The sequence below is a fragment of the Brachybacterium epidermidis genome (assembly GCF_015209585.1).
Taxonomy (GTDB): domain Bacteria; phylum Actinomycetota; class Actinomycetes; order Actinomycetales; family Dermabacteraceae; genus Brachybacterium; species Brachybacterium epidermidis.
On record NZ_JADEYR010000001.1, the window covers coordinates 501509 to 521396 of the forward strand.

A 19888-nucleotide genomic window follows, 5' to 3' on the forward strand; every position below is an offset into this window, starting at 1 on the left:
TCTTTGACCCATACGTTCATACGACGACACAGGGGCGCTCGGTGCTCCGATACAGTGCCGATGCCGCCCGGAACCCACCGACGGACCGCATGGAAGGACCGCCGCACCATGACGAACACCCAGCCTGCACCCGCTCCCGAGAACTCCGCCCAGGACCTGCCCACCCTGAAGGTGGCGGTGCTGGGTGCCGGGACCGTCGGCACCGAGGTGCTGCGCCTGATCACCGAGCAGGGTGACGACCTCGCGCACCGCATCGGCGGTCGGCTCGAGGTGATCGGGGTCGCGGTGCGCGACATGGCGCGCGACCGCGGCCCCCACGTCGATCCATCGCTGCTGACCGATGACCCCTCCGCCCTGGTGCGGGAGGCGGACCTGGTGATCGAGCTGATGGGCGGGATCGAGCCGGCCCGCTCCCTGATCCTGCAGGCGATGGAGCACGGCGCCGCCGTGGTCCCCGCCAACAAGGCGCTGCTGGCCCAGGACGGCGCCACCCTCTACGAGGCGGCCGACCGTCACGGCGTGGACCTGTCCTTCGAGGCCGCCGTGGCCGGGGCCATCCCGCTGGTGCGCCCCGTGCGCGAGTCCCTCGCCGGTGACCGCATCGACCGGGTGATGGGCATCGTCAACGGCACCACCAACTACGTGCTGGACGCGATGGCCCGCACCGGTGCGAGCTTCGACGACGCCCTGGCCACCGCCCAGCAGCTCGGCTATGCGGAGGCCGATCCCACGGCCGACGTGGAGGGCCACGACGCCGCCGCGAAAGCCGCCATCCTCGCCTCCCTGGCCTTCCACTCCCGGGTGAGCCTGGCCGATGTGCACTGCGAGGGCATCACCTCCGTGTCCTCCCAGGACATCGCCGCCGCGGAGCGCATGGGACGCACCATCAAGCTGCTGTCGATCGTGGAGCGCGTCCCCGGGCAGGACGGGGAGAGGATCTCCGCGCGCGTGTACCCGGCGCTGATCTCCTCCGAGCACCCCCTGGCCTCGGTCTCCGAGGCGTTCAACGCCGTGTTCATCGAGGCCGACGCGGCCGGATCCCTGATGTTCTACGGGCAGGGCGCCGGCGGCGCACCCACCGCCTCGGCCGTGCTGGGCGACGTGGTCTCCGCGGCCCGCCAGCGGCTGCGCGGGGGAGCGGGCCTGCGCGAGTCGCACTACGCCGCCCTGGAGCAGATCCCGTTGGAGCAGCTGCGCAGCGCCTTCTACGTCTCCCTGCGGGTGCAGGACCGTCCCGGCGTGCTGGCCGAGATCGCCGGGACCCTGTCCAGCCACGGGATCTCCATCTCCACCATCCACCAGCAGCTGATCGAGGAGGACGAGGACGGCTCGGCGAGCGGACAGGGCAGCGCCCACATCGGCATCACCACCCACCGTGCCCTGGAATCGTCGATGACCGCCGTGCTGGACGTGTTCTCCTCCACCTCCACCGTGCTGGGGGTCGATTCCGTGCTGCGCATCGAGGGAGAATGACCCGATGGCACACCAGTGGCAGGGCGTCCTCGCCGAGTACCGCGACCACCTCCCGTTCACCGCGCAGGACACCCTGCTGACCCTCGGCGAGGGCGGCACCCCCCTGGTGCCCGCGCCCGCGATCTCCGAGGCCGTCGGCGCCGAGGTGCACATCAAGGTCGAGGGCCAGAACCCCACCGGCTCGTTCAAGGACCGCGGGATGGTCTCGGCGATGACCCGCGCCCTCAACGACGGAGCCACCACCGTGGTGTGCGCTTCCACCGGCAACACCAGCGCCTCGGCGGCCGCCTATGCGGCGCGCGCCGGCATGACCTGCGTGGTGCTGCTGCCGCAGGGCAAGATCGCCGCCGGGAAGCTGGCCCAGGCCGTCGTGCACGGAGCTCAGCTGGTGCAGGTGGACGGCAACTTCGACGACTGCCTGGAGATCGCGCGCAAGCTGCACGCCGAGCACCCCGTGGAGCTGGTCAACTCCGTCAATCCCTTCCGCCTGCAGGGGCAGAAGACCGCCGCCTTCGAGGTGTGCGACGCCCTGGGCCGCGCACCGGACGTCCACGTGCTCCCCGTGGGCAACGCCGGCAACATCTCCGCCTACTGGATGGGCTACCGTGAGTACCACGAGGCCGGCATCACCGAGGCCACCCCGGCCATGTGGGGCTTCCAGGCCGCCGGCGCCGCTCCCTTCGTGGCCGGGCACCCGATCACCGCACCGGAGACCGTGGCCACCGCCATCCGCATCGGCGCCCCGGCCTCGTGGAACCTCGCCGTGGCCGCCCGCGACGACTCCGGCGGGCTGATCGACGCCGTCACCGACGAGCAGATCCTCGATGCCCAGCAGCGCCTGGCCGAGGACGTCGGGATCTTCGTCGAGCCCGCCTCCGCGGCGAGCGTGGCGGGTCTGCTGCAGCAGGCCGAGCGAGGACTGGTCCCCGCCGGGGCCACGATCGCGGTGACCGTCACCGGCAACGGGCTCAAGGACGTGGAGGCGGCGCTGTCGCGCCGGGACCTGACGCCCACGGTGCTTCCCGTGGATCTGGCGGCGGTGGTGGAGGCCATCGGCCTGTGAGGATCCAGCACACGCGCGCCTCCGTCAGGGTCCCCGCCACCAGCGCGAATCTGGGGCCCGGCTTCGATGCTCTGGGCCTGGCGGTCGACCTGTGCGATGACCTCGAGCTGGAGGCCACCACCGGCGGAGTGGAGATCACCGCCCGAGGGGAGGGAGCCGGCTCCGTCCCCACCGGGGAGGAGCACCTGGTGGTGCGGGCCCTGCGTCGGGGCCTCGACGAGGCGGGCGCCCCGCAGGTGGGGGTGCGCCTGCACTGCACCAACCGCATCCCCCACGGTCGGGGAATGGGCTCCAGCGCTGCCGCGACGGTGGCGGGCCTGCTGCTGGCCCGGGCACTGGTGGGCGAGCCGGAGGCGCTGGACGACCGGACCGTGCTGCAGCTGGCCTGCGAGTTCGAGGGGCATCCGGACAATGCGGCCCCCGCACTGATGGGGGGCGTCGTGCTCTCGTGGATGCGAGGCGGTCACGCCCGCGCCGTCGCCCTGACCGTCGCCGAGGACGTGCTGCGGCCCCTGGTGCTGCTGCCGCGCGCCACCCTGTCCACCCACGTGGCGCGCTCTCTGCTGCCCGAGACGGTGCCGTACGGCGATGCCGTGCACAACGCCTCCCGCACCGCGTTGCTCACCCATGCTCTTTCCACGGGGGACAGCGACCTGCTGCTGGAGGCCACGGAGGACCGCCTCCACCAGGAGCACAGGGCCCCCGGCATGTCCCAGAGCGTGGAGCTGATGCGGGTGCTGCGCCAGGAGGGAGTGCCCGCGGTGATCTCCGGGGCGGGCCCGGCCGTGCTGGTGCTGGCCGGTGACCGCGCGCGGGTGGCGGGGCTGGTGCGCCGCATCGTCGACGATCCCTCGGCGTGGCGACTGGCTCAGGTGCCCCTGCGCCGACACCCCAGCCGTGCTGTGGTAGGTTGAGCCCGCGTCCAGGCGGTGTCGACTCCGTGTGGGAGCCACCGTGTGCGGCATGACCGCCGGTGCCCCTCAGGCGACGACCCCCCGCCATCGGTTCCGGGCGACCCACTCCTCCGCACCGCGGTGGCGAGCGGGCTCGGCCACCCGGCGCGGCGCATCCCGAAGCATCCCGGCAGGCGCAATGCCGGTGCCTCCCCGCACCCCGCCCTGCTCGGACGAGCCACGCAGCCCGTGACGACTCATCACCGCGGGCGACCGTGAGCACCTGACCCAGCACCTGGACCGGCCAGCCCGGTTCGACAGGAAGGAACCCGGGTGAACGACACCACCCCCTCCACCGGCAGCGCAGATCTCGCCGCGAAGAAACTCCCCGAGCTGCAGGCCATCGCCTCCTCGCTCGGCATCAAGAACGTCCGCCGCCTGCGCAAGGGCGAGCTGATCGAGGCCATCCGCAGCGGCGGCGCCCCCGGCTCCGGCCGGCAGCCTTCCACCGGCGATGCACAGCAGCACAGCGGCGGTGATGCGCAGCAGCGCGGCGACGGTGATGCGCAGCAAAGCAGCAGCGGCGGGTCCGCGCAGGACCGGCCTTCGCAGGATCGGCGTTCGCAGGACGGGCCCGCCCAGGACCAGCCCTCGCGGGAGCAGGCCGCTCGGGAGCAGGCCGCTCCCCAGCGCGCGGCGGATCCCGCACTTGAGATCGAGCTGCCCACCCGCGAGAGGAACGCCCGCGGCGATCGCCGCGAGGACCGCCGGCAGCAGGGGGACGGCCCCCAGCGCGAGGACGGTGATCGGCAGCGACCGGACCGCGGTAATCGCGAGCACCGCGGCGATCGCGAGAACCGCGGCGACCGCGAGAACCGCGAGGACCGCAGCGAGCGCGATGGCCGTGGTCAGCAGCGGCCCCGCCGCATCGAGGACATCGAGCTGCCCGATCGCTCCGGGGAGGACAACGGCGCCCAGGACAGCCGCTCCCAGGAAAACCGGGATGACAACGACGACCGCCGCGGCCGTTCGCGCAGCCGCAACCGCTCCCGTGACCGCAAGCGCCGCGGCCGCGGCCAGGACGACGGCGGCTCGAACCAGCAGGGAGGCCAGCAGGGCCGCTCCCAGGACGACCACGATGTGCGCGAGGGCGACGAGCTCGTCACCGTCGCCGGCATCCTCGACATCCGCGACAACAACGCCTACGTGCGCACCACCGGGTACCTTCCCGGTCCCAGCGACGTGTACGTGAGCATGAACCAGGTGCGCAAGTACGGCCTGCGCAAGGGCGATGCGCTCACCGGACAGGTCAAGGCCCCGCGCGAGGGCGAGGAGCAGCACGTCGAGCAGCAGCACCACGGTGGTGGCGGTGGCCGCAACCGTCGCGGCCGTGGGAACCAGAACCAGGGTAAGTACGCCGCCCTGGTCCAGGTGGACACCATCAACGGTATGACCCCGGAGCGGGCCCGTGCTCGGGTGGACTTCGGCAAGCTCACCCCGCTGTACCCGGACGAGCGGCTGCGCCTGGAGACGGCCTCCCACATCATTTCGCCGCGCGTGATCGACCTGGTCTCGCCGATCGGCAAGGGCCAGCGCGGTCTCATCGTCTCCCCGCCCAAGGCCGGCAAGACGATCATCATGCAGCAGATCGCCAACGCCATCACCACCAACAACCCTGAGGTGCACCTGATGGTGGTGCTCGTGGACGAGCGTCCCGAGGAGGTCACCGACATGCAGCGCACGGTCAAGGGAGAGGTCATCGCCTCGACCTTCGACCGCCCCGCCTCGGATCACACCATCGTGGCGGAGCTGGCCATCGAGCGCGCCAAGCGCCTGGTGGAGATGGGCCGCGACGTGGTGGTGCTGCTGGATTCCATCACCCGTCTGGGCCGCGCCTACAACCTGGCCGCCCCTGCCTCGGGCCGCATCCTCTCCGGCGGTGTGGACGCCTCCGCGCTGTACCCGCCCAAGAGGTTCTTCGGTGCCGCCCGCAACATCGAGAACGGCGGCTCGCTGACCATTCTCGCCTCGGCGCTGGTGGAGACCGGCTCCAAGATGGACGAGGTGATCTTCGAGGAGTTCAAGGGCACCGGCAACATGGAACTGCGCCTCTCGCGCAACCTCGCCGACAAGCGGATCTTCCCGGCCGTGGACGTCAACGCCTCCAGCACCCGCCGCGAGGAGGAGCTGATGGGCAAGGAGGAGCTGGCCATCATGTGGAAGCTGCGTCGGGTGCTGGGCTCCCTCGAGCAGCAGCAGGCGCTCGAGCTGCTCCTGGAGCGCGTGAAGAAGACCCAGTCCAACTCCGAGTTCCTGATGGCGGTGCAGAAGAACACCCCGAGCGTGGGCTCCCGCTCCGGAGACTGAGCTGCGGGCGCTGCGGCGTCCTCGTGCAGTGCCTGCCGCCGGTGTCGCCCCGCAGGGGCGGTGCCGGCGGCTTCGTGCGTGCCGTGATTGCTCCTGGCCGGGCGCGCCGGTAGCCTGCCGGGGTCCGGGAACGTTCACGAAAGGCCGTCCCCATGAGCAGCATCGTCCCTCGCACCCGATGGGCCGTCCTCGGTCCGGGAGCCATCGCCCTGCGCTTCGCTGGCCAGCTCCCGCACTCCCAGGGCCTGGAGGTGCAGCTCACCGACGGTGACATCGCATGGCTCGACCTGCGGGTGCAGCAGCGATGAGCGGGACGGTGCGCCGGTCCACCATCATCGACGTGGCCCAGCGGGCCGGGGTCTCCCGGCAGACAGTCACGCGCGCGGTCAACGACATGCCCGGCATCAGCGCTGCCACGCGGGAACGGGTGCTGCGCGCCGCACAGGAGCTGAACTACCGCCCCTCGCGCTTCGGGCGCGGCCTGGTAGAGCAGGGCCCCGCCACCCTCGGGGTGCTCATCAAGGACCTGTCCAACTCCTTCTTCGCCGAGCTCGGTGCCGCCGTGGTCCGCCGCAGCGCCCGCCACGGCTGGAACGTGGTGCTGGCGGAGACGGACAACGCCCCCGAACCGGAGGCCGCCGCTGCGGAGCTGTCCCGACGGGTCGATGCGATCGTCGGCTACGGCGTGCGCACCGAGGGGATCCGCGGTGCGATCGGCATGCCCGTGGTCCATCTGGACGGCACCGCGGAGCAGTCGGCCACTGCGGGCGTGGTGCAGTTCGGCTCCCGGCAGGCGATGGAGGATCTGGCCGTGCATCTGCAGTCCGTCGGGGCACGCCGCCCACTGGTGCTCGATCTCGACATCGCCCGCGCAGCCACAGCGCCCGCCGGTGCGCGGGAGCGCAGCAGTCGTGCGCACGACCTGGTGCGGGCATTGGATGCGATCCGCACCGACGGCACGACCCCCGTGCGCGCGGTCCACGCCACGGACGGGCACCGTGAGGTGCTCGAAGCGGCCCTGGCCGACGGTGCCGACGCGCTCATCGCCTTCAACGACGAACTGGCCGTGCGACTGCTGCGCACGCTGCGCGGGATGGGCGTGCAGGTGCCCGACGGGGTGCGGCTGGTCGGCGTGGACGGCCTGGAGATGTCCTCCCTCGTCACCCCGGAGCTGACCACCCTCGCGATCGACATCGGCGAGATCGCCGAGCAGACCGTGGACCTGGTGGCCGGGATGCTCGAGGGCCGCGTGCCGCTGCGCGGTGAACAGGCCCACCGCACGGTGCCGTTCCACCTGCGGGTGCGCGACTCCGCATGACCGCGCCGCCGGTGCCCGATATGGCGAACGCCGCACCCCGGTGACCTGTCGGATGCCCGTTCGACGTGGCACACTGGTGCGTCGGTTCTGGTTCACGGCGCCCGCCGGGCGCCGACCCAGCGACCCGAGAAGGAGAGAAGCGATGAAGGCCGAGATCCACCCCGAGTACGTCACCACCCAGGTCACCTGCACCTGCGGCAACACGTTCACCACCCGCAGCACCAAGACCGACGGCAAGATCAACACCGAGGTCTGCTCCGCGTGCCACCCGTTCTACACCGGCAAGCAGAAGATCCTGGACACCGGCGGCCGCGTCGCCCGCTTCCAGGCCCGCTACGGCAAGAAGAAGGCCTGAGACCTCTCGCAGACGCCGGCGCGCTCCCCACGGTGCGCGTCGGCGTCGTCGTATGTGACGGGCACCCGTGTCCGTCGGACGTCACGGGGGAGCAGAGTTGAGCACCGACCCGGGAGCGGACAGGCTCGCGCCGCTGCGCGCTGAGCACGCGCAGCTGCAGGACCAGATGGCCGATCCCACCCTGCACGATGACGCCTCCCGGGCCCGCCGCGTCGCCCGCCGCTGGGCGGAGGTCGAAGCGGTGCTGCGCGCGGCCGCCGTCGTCGGCGCCTGCGAGGACGACCTCGCCGCCGCCCGAGAGCTGGGCGCGGAGGATCCGGAGCTCGCGGCCGAGGCCGAGCAGATCGCCGCACGCCTGGCCGCCGAGCGCGAGCATCTCGAGGACCTGCTGGCGCCCCGCGACCCCGACGATGCGCGGGACGTGATCCTGGAGATCAAGGCGGGTGCCGGGGGAGAGGAATCGGCCCTTTTCGCCGCGGAGATGCTGCGCATGTACCGCTCCTTCGCCGAGCACCGCGGCTGGCGTGTCGAGGTGCTCAGCTCCGCCCCCTCCGAGCTGGGCGGGCTGCGGGACGTCACCGTCTCGATCGCCTCACGCGGCGCCACGACCCCCGCCGACGGTGTCTACGCTCATCTCAAGCACGAAGCCGGTGTGCACCGCGTGCAGCGGGTCCCCATCACCGAGTCCGCCGGGCGGATCCATACCTCGGCCGTGGGCGTGCTGGTGCTGCCGGAGGCGGACGAGACCGACGAGAGCGAGCTGCTCGCCGAGGCGCTGGCCCCCGCCAACCTGCGCATCGACGTGTTCCGCTCCTCCGGGCCGGGAGGCCAGAGCGTCAACACCACCGATTCGGCCGTGCGCATCACCCACCTACCCAGCGGCATCGTGGTCTCCTGCCAGGACGAGAAGAGCCAGCTGCAGAACCGGGAGCAGGCGATGAGGATCCTGCGCACGCGCCTGCTGGACCAGCACCGCGACGCCCAGGACGCCCAGGCCGCCTCCGCGCGCCGTTCCCAGGTGCGCACCGTGGACCGCTCCGAGCGGATCCGCACCTACAACTTCCCCGAGTCGCGCGTGGCCGATCACCGCACCGGGTACAAGGCCGGCAATCTCCAGCAGGTGCTCTCCGGCGATCTCGAGGAGCTGATCGGCTCCGCCCGCGCCGCCGAGCGGGAGGCCCGCCTGGCCGAGGCCCAGCAGGGCACGCCGCAGTGAGCACGGAGCCGGCCGAGACCGCCCGCGCGAGCGCCGACACCCGCGCGAGCGCCGACACCCGCGCGCGGCTGCGCGAGGCCCTGGCGAGCACCACCGCCCGCCTGGGCGCAGCCGGCGTCCCCTCGCCCAGCGCCGACGCCCGTGCCCTGCTCGCCCTGGCAACGGGCAGCGATGGCCCCCTGGTGCTGCTGGACTCGCTCCCGGACGACTTCGAGCCCCGACTGGACGCCCTGGTGGCGCGCCGCGAGGCCCGTGAGCCGCTGCAGCTGATCGAAGGGCATGCAGCCTTCCGCCGCCTGCGCCTGAACACGGAGCCCGGGGTGTTCATCCCCCGCCCGGAGACCGAGCTCGTGCTGGACCTGCTGCAGCAGCACCACCACGGCCCCCTTCAGCAGATGGCGGACCTGTGCACCGGCAGCGGGGCCCTGGCCGCTGCCCTGCTGGACGAGCTGCCCGAAGTGCGCGTGCTCGCCGTCGACATCGACCAGCAGGCCGTGGCCCTCACCCGGCGCAACACGGCCGCCTGGCAGGAGCGCATCGAGGTGCGCCGCGCCGACCTGACCTCACCCGGCTCCCTCGCCCATGCGCCGCAGCTGGATGCGGTCGTCTCCAACCCTCCGTACGTGCCGCCGGATGCCGTTCCCCAGGAGATCGAGGTGCAGCGGTACGACCCCGCCCGCGCCCTGTACGGGGGAGGGGCGGACGGCCTGAATCTGCCGCGCACCGTGATCAGCTGGGCCCACAGGCTGCTGCGGCCCGGCGGACTGCTGATCATGGAGCACGCCGACGTCCAAGGAGCCGCCACCCGCGCCGCCGCCGAACGCATCGGCGGGTTCGAGGACGTGGCCACCCTGCCTGACCTCACCGGCCGCGACCGGTTCCTGGTCGCGCGCCGGGCGGTCGATGCGACGCGGCCCGGGGGCGATGCGGCGCAGCCAGAGCCCGATGGACCACGGAAGTGAGAGACTGACCCGGTGAGCGTGCACGACACCCAGAACCCCGAGTCCCGCGAGGACGCCCTGCAGACCGCCGTCGACGCCGTGCGCGAAGGCCGCTTGATCGTCCTGCCCACCGACACGGTGTACGGCATCGGAGCCGATGCGTTCTCCGCCGACGCCGTCGACGCACTGCTGGAGGCCAAGGGCCGCGGCCGCGACACCCCGCCCCCGGTGCTGGTGGGCGATCCGTCGGTGCTGCTGGCGCTGGCGGTGGACGTCCCCGAGTACGCCGAGCGCTTGGCCGAGGAGTTCTGGCCCGGCCCGCTCACCCTGATCCTCACCGCCCAGCCCTCCCTGACCTGGGACCTCGGCGAGACCCGCGGCACCGTGGCCCTGCGCATGCCGGATGACGAGGTCGCGCTGGAGCTGCTGCGCCGCACCGGACCGCTCGCGGTCTCCAGCGCCAACCGGCACGGCCGCCCCGCCGCCCTCAGCGTGCTGGATGCCGCCACCCAGCTCGGGGACTCGGTCGAGGTGTACCTCGACGGCGGCACCGCGCGCATCGGCACCAGCTCCACCATCATCGACACCACGGTCGAGCCGCCCGAGATCGTGCGCGAGGGCGCGCTGTCCCGGGAGCAGATCGTGGAGGTCCTGGGCGACATCTTCACCGCCCCCGAGCCGGAGCCAGCCCAGGACGACGCCACTGCGGACGTCGACGACAGTGACGCCGGGGGGGCGACCGGCCCGGTGGAGAACTCCTCCGACGACAGCGACACCGACATCCGCACCCAGCCCGATCAGGACGATTCCGACCCGGCCGTCCCCACGGCCGGGACGACCGACCCGGCAGCTGCGGCCGATGCGATCGCGCTCCCCTCCGAGCCCGACATCGAGGACATCTCCTCGGGCGAGCAGCCCGCGACGGAGTCCGCAGCCGGGAACGAGACCCCGCTGGATACCTCCGCCGGTGAGGACACCGCCGACGGCGAGCGGACGGAGAGCGCGCCCGGGTGAGGATCTACCTCTTCCTGCTCCTGGTCGCCGCGGCCGTCTCCTTCCTGACCACACCGGCGGCACGACTGCTCGCCCGCCGGGTAGGAGCGATGACGGCGGTGAGGGCGCGCGACGTCCATGACGCCGTGACCCCACGACTGGGAGGCCTGGCCATGTTCGCGGGCGTCACCGCCGCGCTGGTGCTGGCCAGCCGCGTCCCGTTCCTGCAGGGGCTGTACGCGGACTCCGCCCAGCCCTGGGGGATCCTGGCCGCCGCGGGCATGGTGTGCCTGCTCGGCGCAGCCGACGACAAGTGGGATCTGGACTGGGTGACCAAGCTCGCCGGGCAGGTGCTCGCCGCGCTGCTGCTGGCCTGGCAGGGCGTGCAGCTGGTCTCGCTGCCGATCGGCGGGGTCACGCTGCTGTCCGGACGCACCTCGCTGATCCTCACCGTGCTGGTGGTGGTGGTGAGCATGAACGCCGTGAACTTCGTGGACGGCCTGGACGGGCTCGCCGCGGGCGTGATGGCGATCGGCGGCACCGCGTTCTTCCTCTACGCCTACCTGCTCACGCGCAGTGCCTCCACCACCGACTACTCCTCCCTCGCGGCCCTGATCACGGCCACCATGATCGGAGCGTGCCTGGGCTTCCTGCCTCACAACATGGCGCGGGCACGAATATTCATGGGGGACTCCGGCTCGATGCTGCTGGGCCTGCTGCTGGCCGCGAGCACGATCACCGTCACCGGCCAGGTGGACCCCGCCCGACTGACCGGGGCCGACCTGTTCGGGCAGTTCCTGCCGATCCTGCTGCCGATCGCGGTGATGGTGGTTCCCTTCCTGGACTTCGCGCTGGCCGTGGTGCGGCGCATCGGCTCGGGCCGCTCCCCGTTCCATGCCGACAAGGCGCACCTGCACCACCGCCTGCTGAGCCTGGGGCACTCCAAGACCACGGCCGTGCTGATCATGTACACGTGGACCGTGGTGATCTCCATCGGCATGCTGCTGCCGCTGGTGCTGGATGCGCAGTCCGTCCTCCTGTTCTGGGCCGTGGGCGTGCTGATCGCCGTGGTCCTCACCTTCGACCCCCTCGACTGGCGCCGTGCGCGCCGGCGGAAGGAGAACGATGTCCACGTCACCTGAGCAGCCCGTACGCACCCGCGGTGACCGCGGCATGCTGCGCGCAACCCTGGTCGCCCTGGCCGTCGGCGTCGCGCTCGACGCCGTGGTGATCGCGGTGGCCGCCGTCGCCTTCGACACCCCCGCCGTGCTGGGGGCCCTGGTGGGCACGGCGCTGACGCTGGTGGTCGTGGTGCCCACTGTCGTCACGGCCTATCTCGCCCCGAAGCTGGGGGCGATCGCCATGGCCGTGACGGTTCTCGCATCCTGGGGCGCGAAGATGGTGATCGTGATCGTGGTGCTGATCCTGCTGCGGGACACCGCACAGGTCTCCATCGCCTGGGTCGGGATCGCACTGCTGGTGGGAGCGCTGTGCGCGATCGCCGCCGAGATGATCCTTCTGCTCAAGGTGCGCCAGCCCCTCGATGTGACCTCGTCCCAAAGGACCGACGTCCGTGCCGAGGAGCAGTGATGCTCTGTTATGCTCCCAGAGGCGTCCCACCGCTGATCACGGGCTTGACCGGACAGCGCGGAGGCTTCCGGGCAGGTGAACCGAACGGCACCGACGCCACCCCCCAGCAGCGCATCCAGCGGAGCCGGGCTGCACGAAGTGAACATCAGGTCCGCCGCAGAGGCGGGCTGCACGACCACGGGAGATCGAGCTGAACACCGCCGACGTTGCGCCCCCTCTCCTCGCGGAGGGTGACTCCATCCTCCACATCCCCTCGCTGGAGGAGTTCTTCCCCGACCCCATCCTGTTCGCGGGCACCCCCTTCGAGTTCAACCGCATCCAGCTGGTGCGGCTGATCATCCTGGCCGCCGTGCTGATCTTCATGTGCGTGGTGGCCTCCCGCTCCAAGCTGGTGCCCGGCCGCGTCCAGAGCATCGTCGAGCTGCTGGTCGAGTTTGTGCACAAGAACATCGTGGTCAATGTGCTCGGCGAGAAGGACGGTCGGCGCTTCGGCCCCTGGCTGGTCACCGTGTTCGTGCTGATCCTGGCGCTGAACCTGGGGTTCATGGTGCCGGGGCTGAACATGTCCGGCACCGCCGTCATCGGCATCCCGCTGCTGCTGGCCCTGGCCACCTTCGTGATCTACGTCGCCTCGGGCATCAAGGCGCACGGCGTGGGCGGCTACCTCAAGCACGCCACCATGCCCCCTGGTGTGCCGGGCGTGGTGTACCTCCTGCTGGTCCCGATCGAGCTGATCCAGGTGTTCGTGGTCCGCTGGGCCTCGCTCACCATCCGTCTGCTGGCCAACATGGTGGGCGGTCACATGATCATCGTGGTGCTCATCGGCCTCACCCACGGCCTGGTGGTCTCCCTGAGCTGGCTCACCGCGGCAGCACCTTTCGCCGGTGCCCTCAGCCTGGGCGTCTTCGCCTTCAAGATCTTCGTCGCCGCCCTGCAGGCCTTCATCTTCACCATCCTCTCGGCGGTGTACATCCAGATGGCTGTCACCGACGAGCACTGACCGCAGTACCCCCCCCAACCTTCCAGCGCGCTGGAACCCCTGATCTGCCGTCCGCCCGGACGGCCCAACGAAAGGAAACCCCCGTGGATCCGATGCTCCTGTCCGCCATCGAGGGCAACATCGCCTCCGTCGGCTTCGGTCTCGCAGCCCTCGGCCCCGGCATCGGCCTGGGCATCCTCGTCGGCAAGACCGCCGAGGCGCAGGCCCGCCAGCCCGAGATGCGCTCGCAGCTGCAGACCACCATGCTGATCGGCGCCGGCTTCGTCGAGTTCCTGGCCCTGCTGGCGATCGTCTTCGGCTTCGTCCTCGCGTTCATCTGAGGATCACCCCATGATCCTCAGCGCAGGAGATTCCCCCACCCCGGGCTGGCGTCTGTTCATCCCGTACGTGCCGGAGATCATCTGGTCGGCGATCTTCATCGCGATCTTCGCCGTGGTCTTCATGCGCTTCGTCCTGCCCCGCCTCAATGCGGTGCTCGATGAGCGCGCCGAGAAGATCGAGGGCGGCATCCGCCGGGCCGAAGAGGTCCAGGAGCAGGCCGACCAGCTCAAGGCCGACCAGGAGTCCGAGCTCGCCGCCGCCCGCCAGGAGGCCGCTGCCATCCGCGAGAAGGCACGCCAGGACGGGCAGCGCATCGTCGAGGAGGCCAAGGCCCGCGCCGAGGCCGAGAACGAGCGCGTGCTCGCCTCGGGACGCCAGCAGCTCACCGCGGAGCGGATCGCCGCCTCGCACGAGCTGCGCGGCGAGGTCGGGACGCTCGCCAGCGATCTCGCCTCGAAGATCGTCGGCGAGTCCCTCACCGACGACGAGCGCTCCCGCCGCGTGATCGACCGCTTCCTGGACGACCTGGAGTCGTCCCAGGCCGCCACCCGATAAGGACCAGTGATGCGAGGAACGTCCTCCACCTCCCTCGGTGAGGTGCTCCGACACGTCGATTCCGCCCAGGCGGTCCCGACGGATTCGTTGGAGTCCGGTGCCGAGCAGCTGTTCTCGGTGGCCGATGCCATCGACTCCAGCAACCAGCTCGTCAGGCTGCTCTCCGACGCTGGCCGCCCGGCCGAGGTCAAGGAGTCCGCGGTCAGCTCCCTGTTCGCCGACAAGGTCAGCCCGCAGGCCCTCGAGGTCACCCACGAGGTCGTGCGCCGACGCTGGTCCGAGCAGGAGGACATCCTCGATGCGCTCGAGCTGGCAGGCGTGTCCGTCCTGCTCGGCCAGGCCGAGCGGGAGGACGTCCTGGGCGCGGTGGAGGACGAGATGTTCCAGGTGTCGCGGATGATCGACCGCAACGGCGAGCTGCACGCAGCTCTGGACGACGCCCGCGAGCGCCCCGAGCAGCGCGCCCGCATCGTCCAGGCCGTCCTGCAGGGCCGGGTGCATCAGATCACCCTCCAGCTGGTGACCCGGGCCGTGACCCGCCGCAGCGACGTCAAGCCCGCCCGGCGGATCTCGGAGTTCGCACGCTTCGCCTCCGACCGGCGTCGGCGCAGCTTCGCCAGCGTCACCAGTGCGATCGAGCTGAGCGAGGCCCAGAAGGCCCGGCTCGGCGCGATCCTCACCGGCATCTACGGCCGTGACATCCACATGAACGTCCAGGTCGACCCTGAGGTCGTGGGCGGCCTGCGGATCCAGGTCGGAGACGACCTCTACGACGCCACCGTCCTGGCACGGCTCGCCCGCGCCAAGCGACAGCTGGTGTCCTGACCAGCCCCGACCCCGCTCAGACGCCCAGGCGTCGCAGCATCACCAGCACATTCCCCGCACACGGGGAGACCGAGAGGAAGCGAAGCACAGCGATGGCCGAGCTCACGATCAGCCCGGAGGAGATCCGGAACGCACTGGACACCGCGGTGTCCACCTACCAGACCGGCGCCACCGAGCGCGAGGAGATCGGCCGCGTCACCGAGGCCGCCGACGGCATCGCCCGCGTCGAGGGCCTGCCCGACGTCATGGCCAACGAGCTCGTGGTCTTCGAGGACGGCACCCAGGGCCTGGCCCTGAACCTCGATCTGCGCGAGGTCGGCGTGGTGGTGCTGGGCGAGTTCACCGGCATCGAGGAGGGCCAGGAGGTCCGTCGCACCGGTGAGGTGCTCTCCGTGCCCGTCGGCGAGGGCTACCTGGGTCGCGTGGTCGACCCGGTCGGCAACCCCATCGACGGTCTGGGCGCGATCGACTCCGTGGGCCGCCGCGCGCTCGAGCTGCAGGCACCCACGGTGATGCAGCGCAAGGCCGTCAAGGAGCCCATGCAGACGGGCCTGAAGGCCATCGACGCGATGACCCCGATCGGCCGCGGCCAGCGTCAGCTGATCATCGGCGATCGTCAGACCGGCAAGACCGCCATCGCGATCGACACCATCCTGAACCAGAAGGCCAATTGGGAGTCCGGCGACCCGGCCAAGCAGGTGCGCTGCATCTACGTGGCGGTCGGCCAGAAGGGCTCCACCATCGCCTCGGTGCGCGCCGCGCTCGAGGAGAACGGTGCACTGGAGTACACCACCATCGTGGCGGCCCCGGCATCGGACCCGGCCGGCTTCAAGTACCTGGCCCCCTACACCGGCTCGGCCATCGGTCAGCACTGGATGTACGAGGGCAAGCACGTCCTGATCGTCTTCGACGACCTCTCCAAGCAGGCCGAGGCCTACCGCGCCGTGTCCCTGCTGCTGCGTCGGCCCCCGGGCCGTGAGGCGTACCCCGGTGACGTCTTCTACCTGCACTCCCGTTTGCTGGAGCGCTGCGCGAAGCTCTCCGACGAGATGGGCGGCGGCTCGATGACCGGCCTGCCGATCATCGAGACCAAGGCCAACGACGTCTCGGCGTACATCCCCACCAACGTCATCTCCATCACCGACGGCCAGTGCTTCCTGCAGTCGGACCTGTTCAACGCGAACCAGCGCCCCGCGGTCGACGTGGGCATCTCGGTCTCCCGCGTGGGTGGCTCGGCCCAGATCAAGGCGATGAAGTCCGTCTCGGGCACGCTGAAGATCTCCCTGGCGCAGTACCGGGACCTGGAGTCCTTCGCCATGTTCGCCTCGGATCTGGACGCCGCGTCCAAGCAGCAGCTGGGCCGCGGTGCGCGTCTGATGGAGCTGCTCAAGCAGGCGCAGTACTCGCCGTTCCCCGTCGAGGAGCAGGTCGTCTCGATCTGGGCCGGCACCACCGGCAAGTTCGACGACATCGAGGTGGAGGACGTCCGCGAGTTCGAGGCGCAGCTGTTGGAGCACCTGCGGCACAACGGCTCAGTGCTCTCGAGCATCCGGGAGACCTCCAAGTTCGAGAAGGACACGGAGGAGGAGCTCACCCGCATCCTCGAGGACGTCAAGCGCGACTACCTCGTCGGCAAGGACGAGCAGGACCGTGTCCAGCGGGCCGACGAGAGCAGGCGCATGTCCGCTGAGGACATCGAGCAGGAGAACATCGTCCGCGGTTGATCCGTCGCCGCCGCCCGCTCCGGCGGGCGGCGCACGGGCCACGGATGCATCCAGGGCGCACGAGGAGAGACATGGGAGCCCAGCAGAGGGTCTACAAGCAGCGGATCAGGTCCGCGCAGGGCATGAAGAAGATCTTCAAGGCCCAGGAGATGATCGCGGCAGCGCGCATCTCCAAGGCCCATGCCCGTGTGCGGGCCACCACCCCGTACGCCGAGGCGATCACCACGGCCATCGGATCGGTCGCCACGAACTCCGATGAGATCGACCACCCGTTCCTGCAGTCCAAGCGCGATGTCAATGGCCGCGTGGGGATCCTGCTGATCACCTCGGACCGCGGCATGGCCGGGGCCTACTCGCCCAATGCCATCCGCGGAGCCGAGCAGCTCGCCAACCTGCTGCGCGACCAGGGCAAGACCCCGGTGATGTACGTGGTGGGGCGCAAGGGCGACAGCTACTACCGCTTCCGCAACCGCGAGCCGCACCGCTCCTGGACGCCCTACAAGGAGGCCGAGCTGCCGGAACTGGGCCGCGAGATCGCCAAGGTCGTCACCGAGGACCTCCTGAGCGAGGACCTCGAGCAGCACATCGACGAGCTGTACGTGGTAGGCACGCAGTTCGAGAGCCGCTTCCAGCAGCGCACCAAGTCCGTGCGCCTGGTGCCCATGGGCGTGGTCGACGCGGATCCGGGCCAGGTGCGGCCCAGCTACCCGCTGTACGCCTTCACGCCGGATCCGGACACCGTGATGGAGCAGCTGATCCCGCGCTACGTCGAGGCGCGGATCATCAACATCCTGCTGCAGTCGATGGCCTCCGAGCACGCCTCCCGCCAGCGAGCCATGAAGACCGCCACGGACAACGCCGAGACCCAGATCAACAAGTTCACCCGACTGGCGAACTCCGCCCGTCAGGCGGAGATCACCCAGGAGATCACCGAGATCGTCGGCGGTGCCGACGCATTGTCGGGCTCCGGACGCAGCGAACGCTGAGAACCACGGACCACCCGAGATCCCGCCGCGAGCGCTCTCGCCCGCCATACCCACGGAGAGTACGGACATGACCACCACCGCCCCCGCCACCACCGAGACCACCACGCCCGGTGGCACCGGCCGCGTCGCCCGCGTCACCGGTGCCGTCGTCGACATCGAGTTCCCCCCGGGTCAGATCCCCGACCTCTACAACGCGCTGAACACCGAGATCGGCTTCAGCGGTGAGGGCGAGGACGCGCGCACCCTGTGGCTCGAGACCGCGCAGCACCTGGGTGACGGCATGGTGCGCGCGATCGCGCTCAAGCCCACCGACGGCCTGGTGCGCGGCCAGTCCGTGAACGACACCGGCGCCCCGATCTCCGTGCCCGTGGGCGACGTGACCCTGGGCACCGTGTTCGACGTGACCGGCGCGCCCTTGAACAGGGACGCCGCCACCTTCCAGGTGGAGGAGCGCTGGCCGATCCACCGCAAGGCCCCGAACTTCGACGACCTCGAGTCCAAGACCCAGATGTTCGAGACCGGCATCAAGTCGATCGACTTGCTCACCCCGTACGTGCAGGGCGGCAAGATCGGCCTGTTCGGCGGCGCCGGTGTGGGCAAGACGGTGCTGATCCAGGAGATGATCTACCGCGTGGCCAACAACCACGACGGCGTCTCCGTGTTCGCCGGCGTGGGTGAGCGCACCCGCGAGGGCTGGGACCTCATCGAGGAGATGACTGAGTCCGGCGTGATCGAGAAGACCGCCCTGGTCTTCGGCCAGATGGACGAGCCGCCGGGCACCCGCCTGCGCGTGGCGCTCTCGGCCCTGACCATGGCGGAGTACTTCCGCGACGTGCAGAGCCAGGACGTGCTGCTGTTCATCGACAACATCTTCCGCTTCACCCAGGCGGGCTCCGAGGTCTCCACCCTGCTGGGCCGCATGCCCTCCGCGGTGGGCTACCAGCCCAACCTGGCTGACGAGATGGGCGTGCTGCAGGAGCGGATCACCTCCACCCGCGGCCACTCCATCACCTCGATGCAGGCGATCTACGTGCCGGCCGACGACTACACCGACCCGGCCCCGGCCACCACGTTCGCCCACCTCGACGCCACCACCGAGCTCTCCCGTGAGATCGCCTCGCGCGGCCTGTACCCGGCCATCGACCCGCTGTCCTCGACCTCGCGGATCCTAGACCCCCGGTACATCGGCCAGGACCACTACGACACCGCGGTGCGCGTCAAGCAGGTCCTCCAGCGCAACAAGGAGCTGCAGGACATCATCGCGATGCTGGGCGTGGACGAGCTGTCCGAGGAGGACAAGGTCACCGTCTCGCGGGCCCGCCGCATCCAGCAGTTCCTGTCCCAGAACACCCACATCGCCAAGCAGTTCACCGGTGTGGACGGCTCCGACGTGCCGCTGCGCGACACCATCGAGGGCTTCAAGGGGATCTGCGACGGCGAGTTCGACCACATCCCCGAGCAGGCGTTCTTCAACGTGGGCGGCATCGACATGGTGATGGAGGCCCACCACCGGATCCAGAAGGAGCTCGGTCAGTGAGCACCCTCGAGGTCACCTTCGTGACGGCCGACCGCACCGTGTGGTCCGGTCGCGCCGCCCAGGTGGTGGTGCCCGCCGCCGACGGCTCGATGGGCATCCTGCCGCAGATGCAGCCCACGCTGGCGGTATTGGACCGCGGTCTGGTGCGCATCATCGCCGAGAGCGGTGAGGTCACCGAGCGCGACGTGGTCGGCGGCTTCGTCTCCGTCGACAGCGACGTGGTCACCATCGCCGTGGACGAGGCGGTGCGCGTCGGCGGCTCCGGGCGCTGACCCGCACCGCTCATCCATGCCCGAGCTGAGCATCCCGGTCCTCCTGGTGGGGATCGGGGTGCTCTTCGTCGTGCTGGCGGCGGCCGTGATCGGGCGGCAGCTGTTCGTCTCCCGTCAGCGCGGAGCCTTCGACTGCACGCTGCGCAGGCGCGGACTGACGGGACCCGAGAGCTGGCAGCGCGGCCTGATGCGCTTCGGCACGGATCGGGTGCGGTGGTTCCGGGCCTTCTCGATGCGGCTGTCGCCCTCGGCGGTGATCCGCCGGGCGGACATCGCGGAAATGACCCGTAGGCGCCTGCCGGCGCAGGTCGATGGTGACGAGGACGCCTGCCTGGTGGTGTTCCACCTGCGCAGCGGGCAGGAGCTCCAGGCGATTGTGGACCTCTCTGCCGGGGCGGCTCTGAACTCCTGGCTGGAAGCGGCACCGACCGGGATGGTCATCGGGGACGCGGACTGAGC

Annotated in this window: 21 protein-coding genes; all 21 read left to right on the forward strand. The window is 70.7% G+C overall.

The features are described 5' to 3' along the window. The first annotated feature begins 108 nt into the window (after positions 1-108). The 21 genes from IOE58_RS02285 to IOE58_RS02385 all read left to right on the forward strand — a co-directional run bounded on the left by IOE58_RS02285 (position 109) and on the right by IOE58_RS02385 (position 19886). On the forward strand, positions 109-1473 hold the full coding sequence (locus tag IOE58_RS02285; protein WP_193864790.1) for a homoserine dehydrogenase: 1365 nt from the start codon (positions 109-111) through the stop codon (positions 1471-1473). A 4-nt stretch (positions 1474-1477) separates the two neighbouring features. Beyond that, a complete protein-coding gene (thrC, locus tag IOE58_RS02290) occupies positions 1478-2536 on the forward strand; it encodes a threonine synthase (RefSeq protein ID WP_193864791.1) in 1059 nt (352 codons plus the stop codon). Next, positions 2533-3450, forward strand: a complete 918-nt coding sequence (gene thrB / locus IOE58_RS02295; RefSeq protein ID WP_193864792.1) for a homoserine kinase — start codon at positions 2533-2535, stop codon at positions 3448-3450. The genes thrC and thrB overlap by 4 nt, the downstream gene beginning before the upstream one ends. A 312-nt stretch (positions 3451-3762) precedes the next feature. Beyond that, entirely contained in the window at positions 3763-5796 is a 2034-nt protein-coding gene (gene rho / locus IOE58_RS02300; RefSeq protein ID WP_193864793.1) for a transcription termination factor Rho, read from the forward strand. Positions 5797-5948: 152 nt separating this feature from the next. Next, positions 5949-6104 (forward strand): hypothetical protein, encoded by a 156-nt coding sequence (locus tag IOE58_RS02305; protein WP_193864794.1) that lies wholly within the window; start codon positions 5949-5951, stop codon positions 6102-6104. Further along, on the forward strand, positions 6074-7114 hold the full coding sequence (locus IOE58_RS02310) for a LacI family DNA-binding transcriptional regulator (protein ID WP_228018487.1): 1041 nt from the start codon (positions 6074-6076) through the stop codon (positions 7112-7114). The genes IOE58_RS02305 and IOE58_RS02310 overlap by 31 nt, the downstream gene beginning before the upstream one ends. A gap of 142 nt (positions 7115-7256) precedes the next feature. After that, complete coding sequence (gene rpmE, locus IOE58_RS02315; protein ID WP_193864795.1) at positions 7257-7469, forward strand: 50S ribosomal protein L31; 213 nt, start codon at positions 7257-7259, stop codon at positions 7467-7469. Between the two features lie 97 nt (positions 7470-7566). After that, the gene (gene prfA / locus IOE58_RS02320; protein ID WP_193864796.1) at positions 7567-8685 is read left to right on the forward strand and encodes a peptide chain release factor 1; all 1119 of its coding nucleotides are present in this window, start codon (positions 7567-7569) and stop codon (positions 8683-8685) included. Further along, on the forward strand, positions 8682-9647 hold the full coding sequence (gene prmC, locus IOE58_RS02325; RefSeq protein WP_193864797.1) for a peptide chain release factor N(5)-glutamine methyltransferase: 966 nt from the start codon (positions 8682-8684) through the stop codon (positions 9645-9647). Before prfA ends, prmC begins: the two co-directional genes overlap by 4 nt. Positions 9648-9659: 12 nt before the next feature. Next, positions 9660-10640 (forward strand): L-threonylcarbamoyladenylate synthase, encoded by a 981-nt coding sequence (locus IOE58_RS02330; protein WP_193864798.1) that lies wholly within the window; start codon positions 9660-9662, stop codon positions 10638-10640. Continuing rightward, positions 10637-11761 (forward strand): MraY family glycosyltransferase, encoded by a 1125-nt coding sequence (locus IOE58_RS02335; protein ID WP_193864799.1) that lies wholly within the window; start codon positions 10637-10639, stop codon positions 11759-11761. Before IOE58_RS02330 ends, IOE58_RS02335 begins: the two co-directional genes overlap by 4 nt. Further along, positions 11745-12209, forward strand: coding sequence for a Cg1360 family ATP-synthase-associated protein (locus IOE58_RS02340; RefSeq protein WP_193864800.1), 465 nt, complete (start codon positions 11745-11747; stop codon positions 12207-12209). The genes IOE58_RS02335 and IOE58_RS02340 overlap by 17 nt, the downstream gene beginning before the upstream one ends. Before the next feature lie 283 nt (positions 12210-12492). Beyond that, complete coding sequence (atpB, locus tag IOE58_RS02345) at positions 12493-13209, forward strand: F0F1 ATP synthase subunit A (protein WP_228018707.1); 717 nt, start codon at positions 12493-12495, stop codon at positions 13207-13209. Between the two features lie 83 nt (positions 13210-13292). After that, positions 13293-13529: an ATP synthase F0 subunit C gene (gene atpE, locus IOE58_RS02350; protein WP_193864801.1), complete on the forward strand. Its 237-nt coding sequence runs from the start codon at positions 13293-13295 to the stop codon at positions 13527-13529. Positions 13530-13539: 10 nt separating this feature from the next. Beyond that, entirely contained in the window at positions 13540-14085 is a 546-nt protein-coding gene (locus IOE58_RS02355) for a F0F1 ATP synthase subunit B (RefSeq protein ID WP_193864802.1), read from the forward strand. A gap of 9 nt (positions 14086-14094) precedes the next feature. Then, on the forward strand, positions 14095-14910 hold the full coding sequence (locus IOE58_RS02360; protein ID WP_193864803.1) for a F0F1 ATP synthase subunit delta: 816 nt from the start codon (positions 14095-14097) through the stop codon (positions 14908-14910). A 92-nt stretch (positions 14911-15002) separates the two neighbouring features. Beyond that, the gene (atpA, locus tag IOE58_RS02365) at positions 15003-16634 is read left to right on the forward strand and encodes a F0F1 ATP synthase subunit alpha (protein ID WP_193864804.1); all 1632 of its coding nucleotides are present in this window, start codon (positions 15003-15005) and stop codon (positions 16632-16634) included. A gap of 71 nt (positions 16635-16705) precedes the next feature. Further along, positions 16706-17620 carry a F0F1 ATP synthase subunit gamma gene (locus IOE58_RS02370; RefSeq protein ID WP_193864805.1) on the forward strand — a complete coding sequence of 305 codons (915 nt, stop codon included), beginning with the start codon at positions 16706-16708 and terminating at the stop codon, positions 17618-17620. 67 nt (positions 17621-17687) lie between these two features. After that, positions 17688-19157 carry a F0F1 ATP synthase subunit beta gene (gene atpD / locus IOE58_RS02375; RefSeq protein ID WP_193864806.1) on the forward strand — a complete coding sequence of 490 codons (1470 nt, stop codon included), beginning with the start codon at positions 17688-17690 and terminating at the stop codon, positions 19155-19157. Then, positions 19154-19429 carry a F0F1 ATP synthase subunit epsilon gene (locus tag IOE58_RS02380; RefSeq protein ID WP_193864807.1) on the forward strand — a complete coding sequence of 92 codons (276 nt, stop codon included), beginning with the start codon at positions 19154-19156 and terminating at the stop codon, positions 19427-19429. The genes atpD and IOE58_RS02380 overlap by 4 nt, the downstream gene beginning before the upstream one ends. A 16-nt stretch (positions 19430-19445) precedes the next feature. Next, a complete protein-coding gene (locus IOE58_RS02385; protein WP_193864808.1) occupies positions 19446-19886 on the forward strand; it encodes a DUF2550 domain-containing protein in 441 nt (146 codons plus the stop codon). Positions 19887-19888: the final 2 nt, after the last annotated feature.

Excerpts from the sequence above, each read along its gene's own strand:
- IOE58_RS02340 (WP_193864800.1), top strand. The coding sequence starts at position 11,745 with ATGTCCACGTCACCTGAGCAGCCCGTACGCACCCGCGGTGACCGCGGC.
- atpA (WP_193864804.1), top strand. The coding sequence starts at position 15,003 with ATGGCCGAGCTCACGATCAGCCCGGAGGAGATCCGGAACGCACTGGAC.
- IOE58_RS02305 (WP_193864794.1), top strand. The coding sequence starts at position 5,949 with ATGAGCAGCATCGTCCCTCGCACCCGATGGGCCGTCCTCGGTCCGGGA.
- IOE58_RS02360 (WP_193864803.1), top strand. The coding sequence starts at position 14,095 with ATGCGAGGAACGTCCTCCACCTCCCTCGGTGAGGTGCTCCGACACGTC.
- IOE58_RS02355 (WP_193864802.1), top strand. The coding sequence starts at position 13,540 with ATGATCCTCAGCGCAGGAGATTCCCCCACCCCGGGCTGGCGTCTGTTC.
- IOE58_RS02285 (WP_193864790.1), top strand. The coding sequence starts at position 109 with ATGACGAACACCCAGCCTGCACCCGCTCCCGAGAACTCCGCCCAGGAC.
- thrC (WP_193864791.1), top strand. The coding sequence starts at position 1,478 with ATGGCACACCAGTGGCAGGGCGTCCTCGCCGAGTACCGCGACCACCTC.
- IOE58_RS02370 (WP_193864805.1), top strand. The coding sequence starts at position 16,706 with ATGGGAGCCCAGCAGAGGGTCTACAAGCAGCGGATCAGGTCCGCGCAG.
- IOE58_RS02385 (WP_193864808.1), top strand. The coding sequence starts at position 19,446 with ATGCCCGAGCTGAGCATCCCGGTCCTCCTGGTGGGGATCGGGGTGCTC.
- atpD (WP_193864806.1), top strand. The coding sequence starts at position 17,688 with ATGACCACCACCGCCCCCGCCACCACCGAGACCACCACGCCCGGTGGC.
- IOE58_RS02310 (WP_228018487.1), top strand. The coding sequence starts at position 6,074 with ATGGCTCGACCTGCGGGTGCAGCAGCGATGAGCGGGACGGTGCGCCGG.
- rpmE (WP_193864795.1), top strand. The coding sequence starts at position 7,257 with ATGAAGGCCGAGATCCACCCCGAGTACGTCACCACCCAGGTCACCTGC.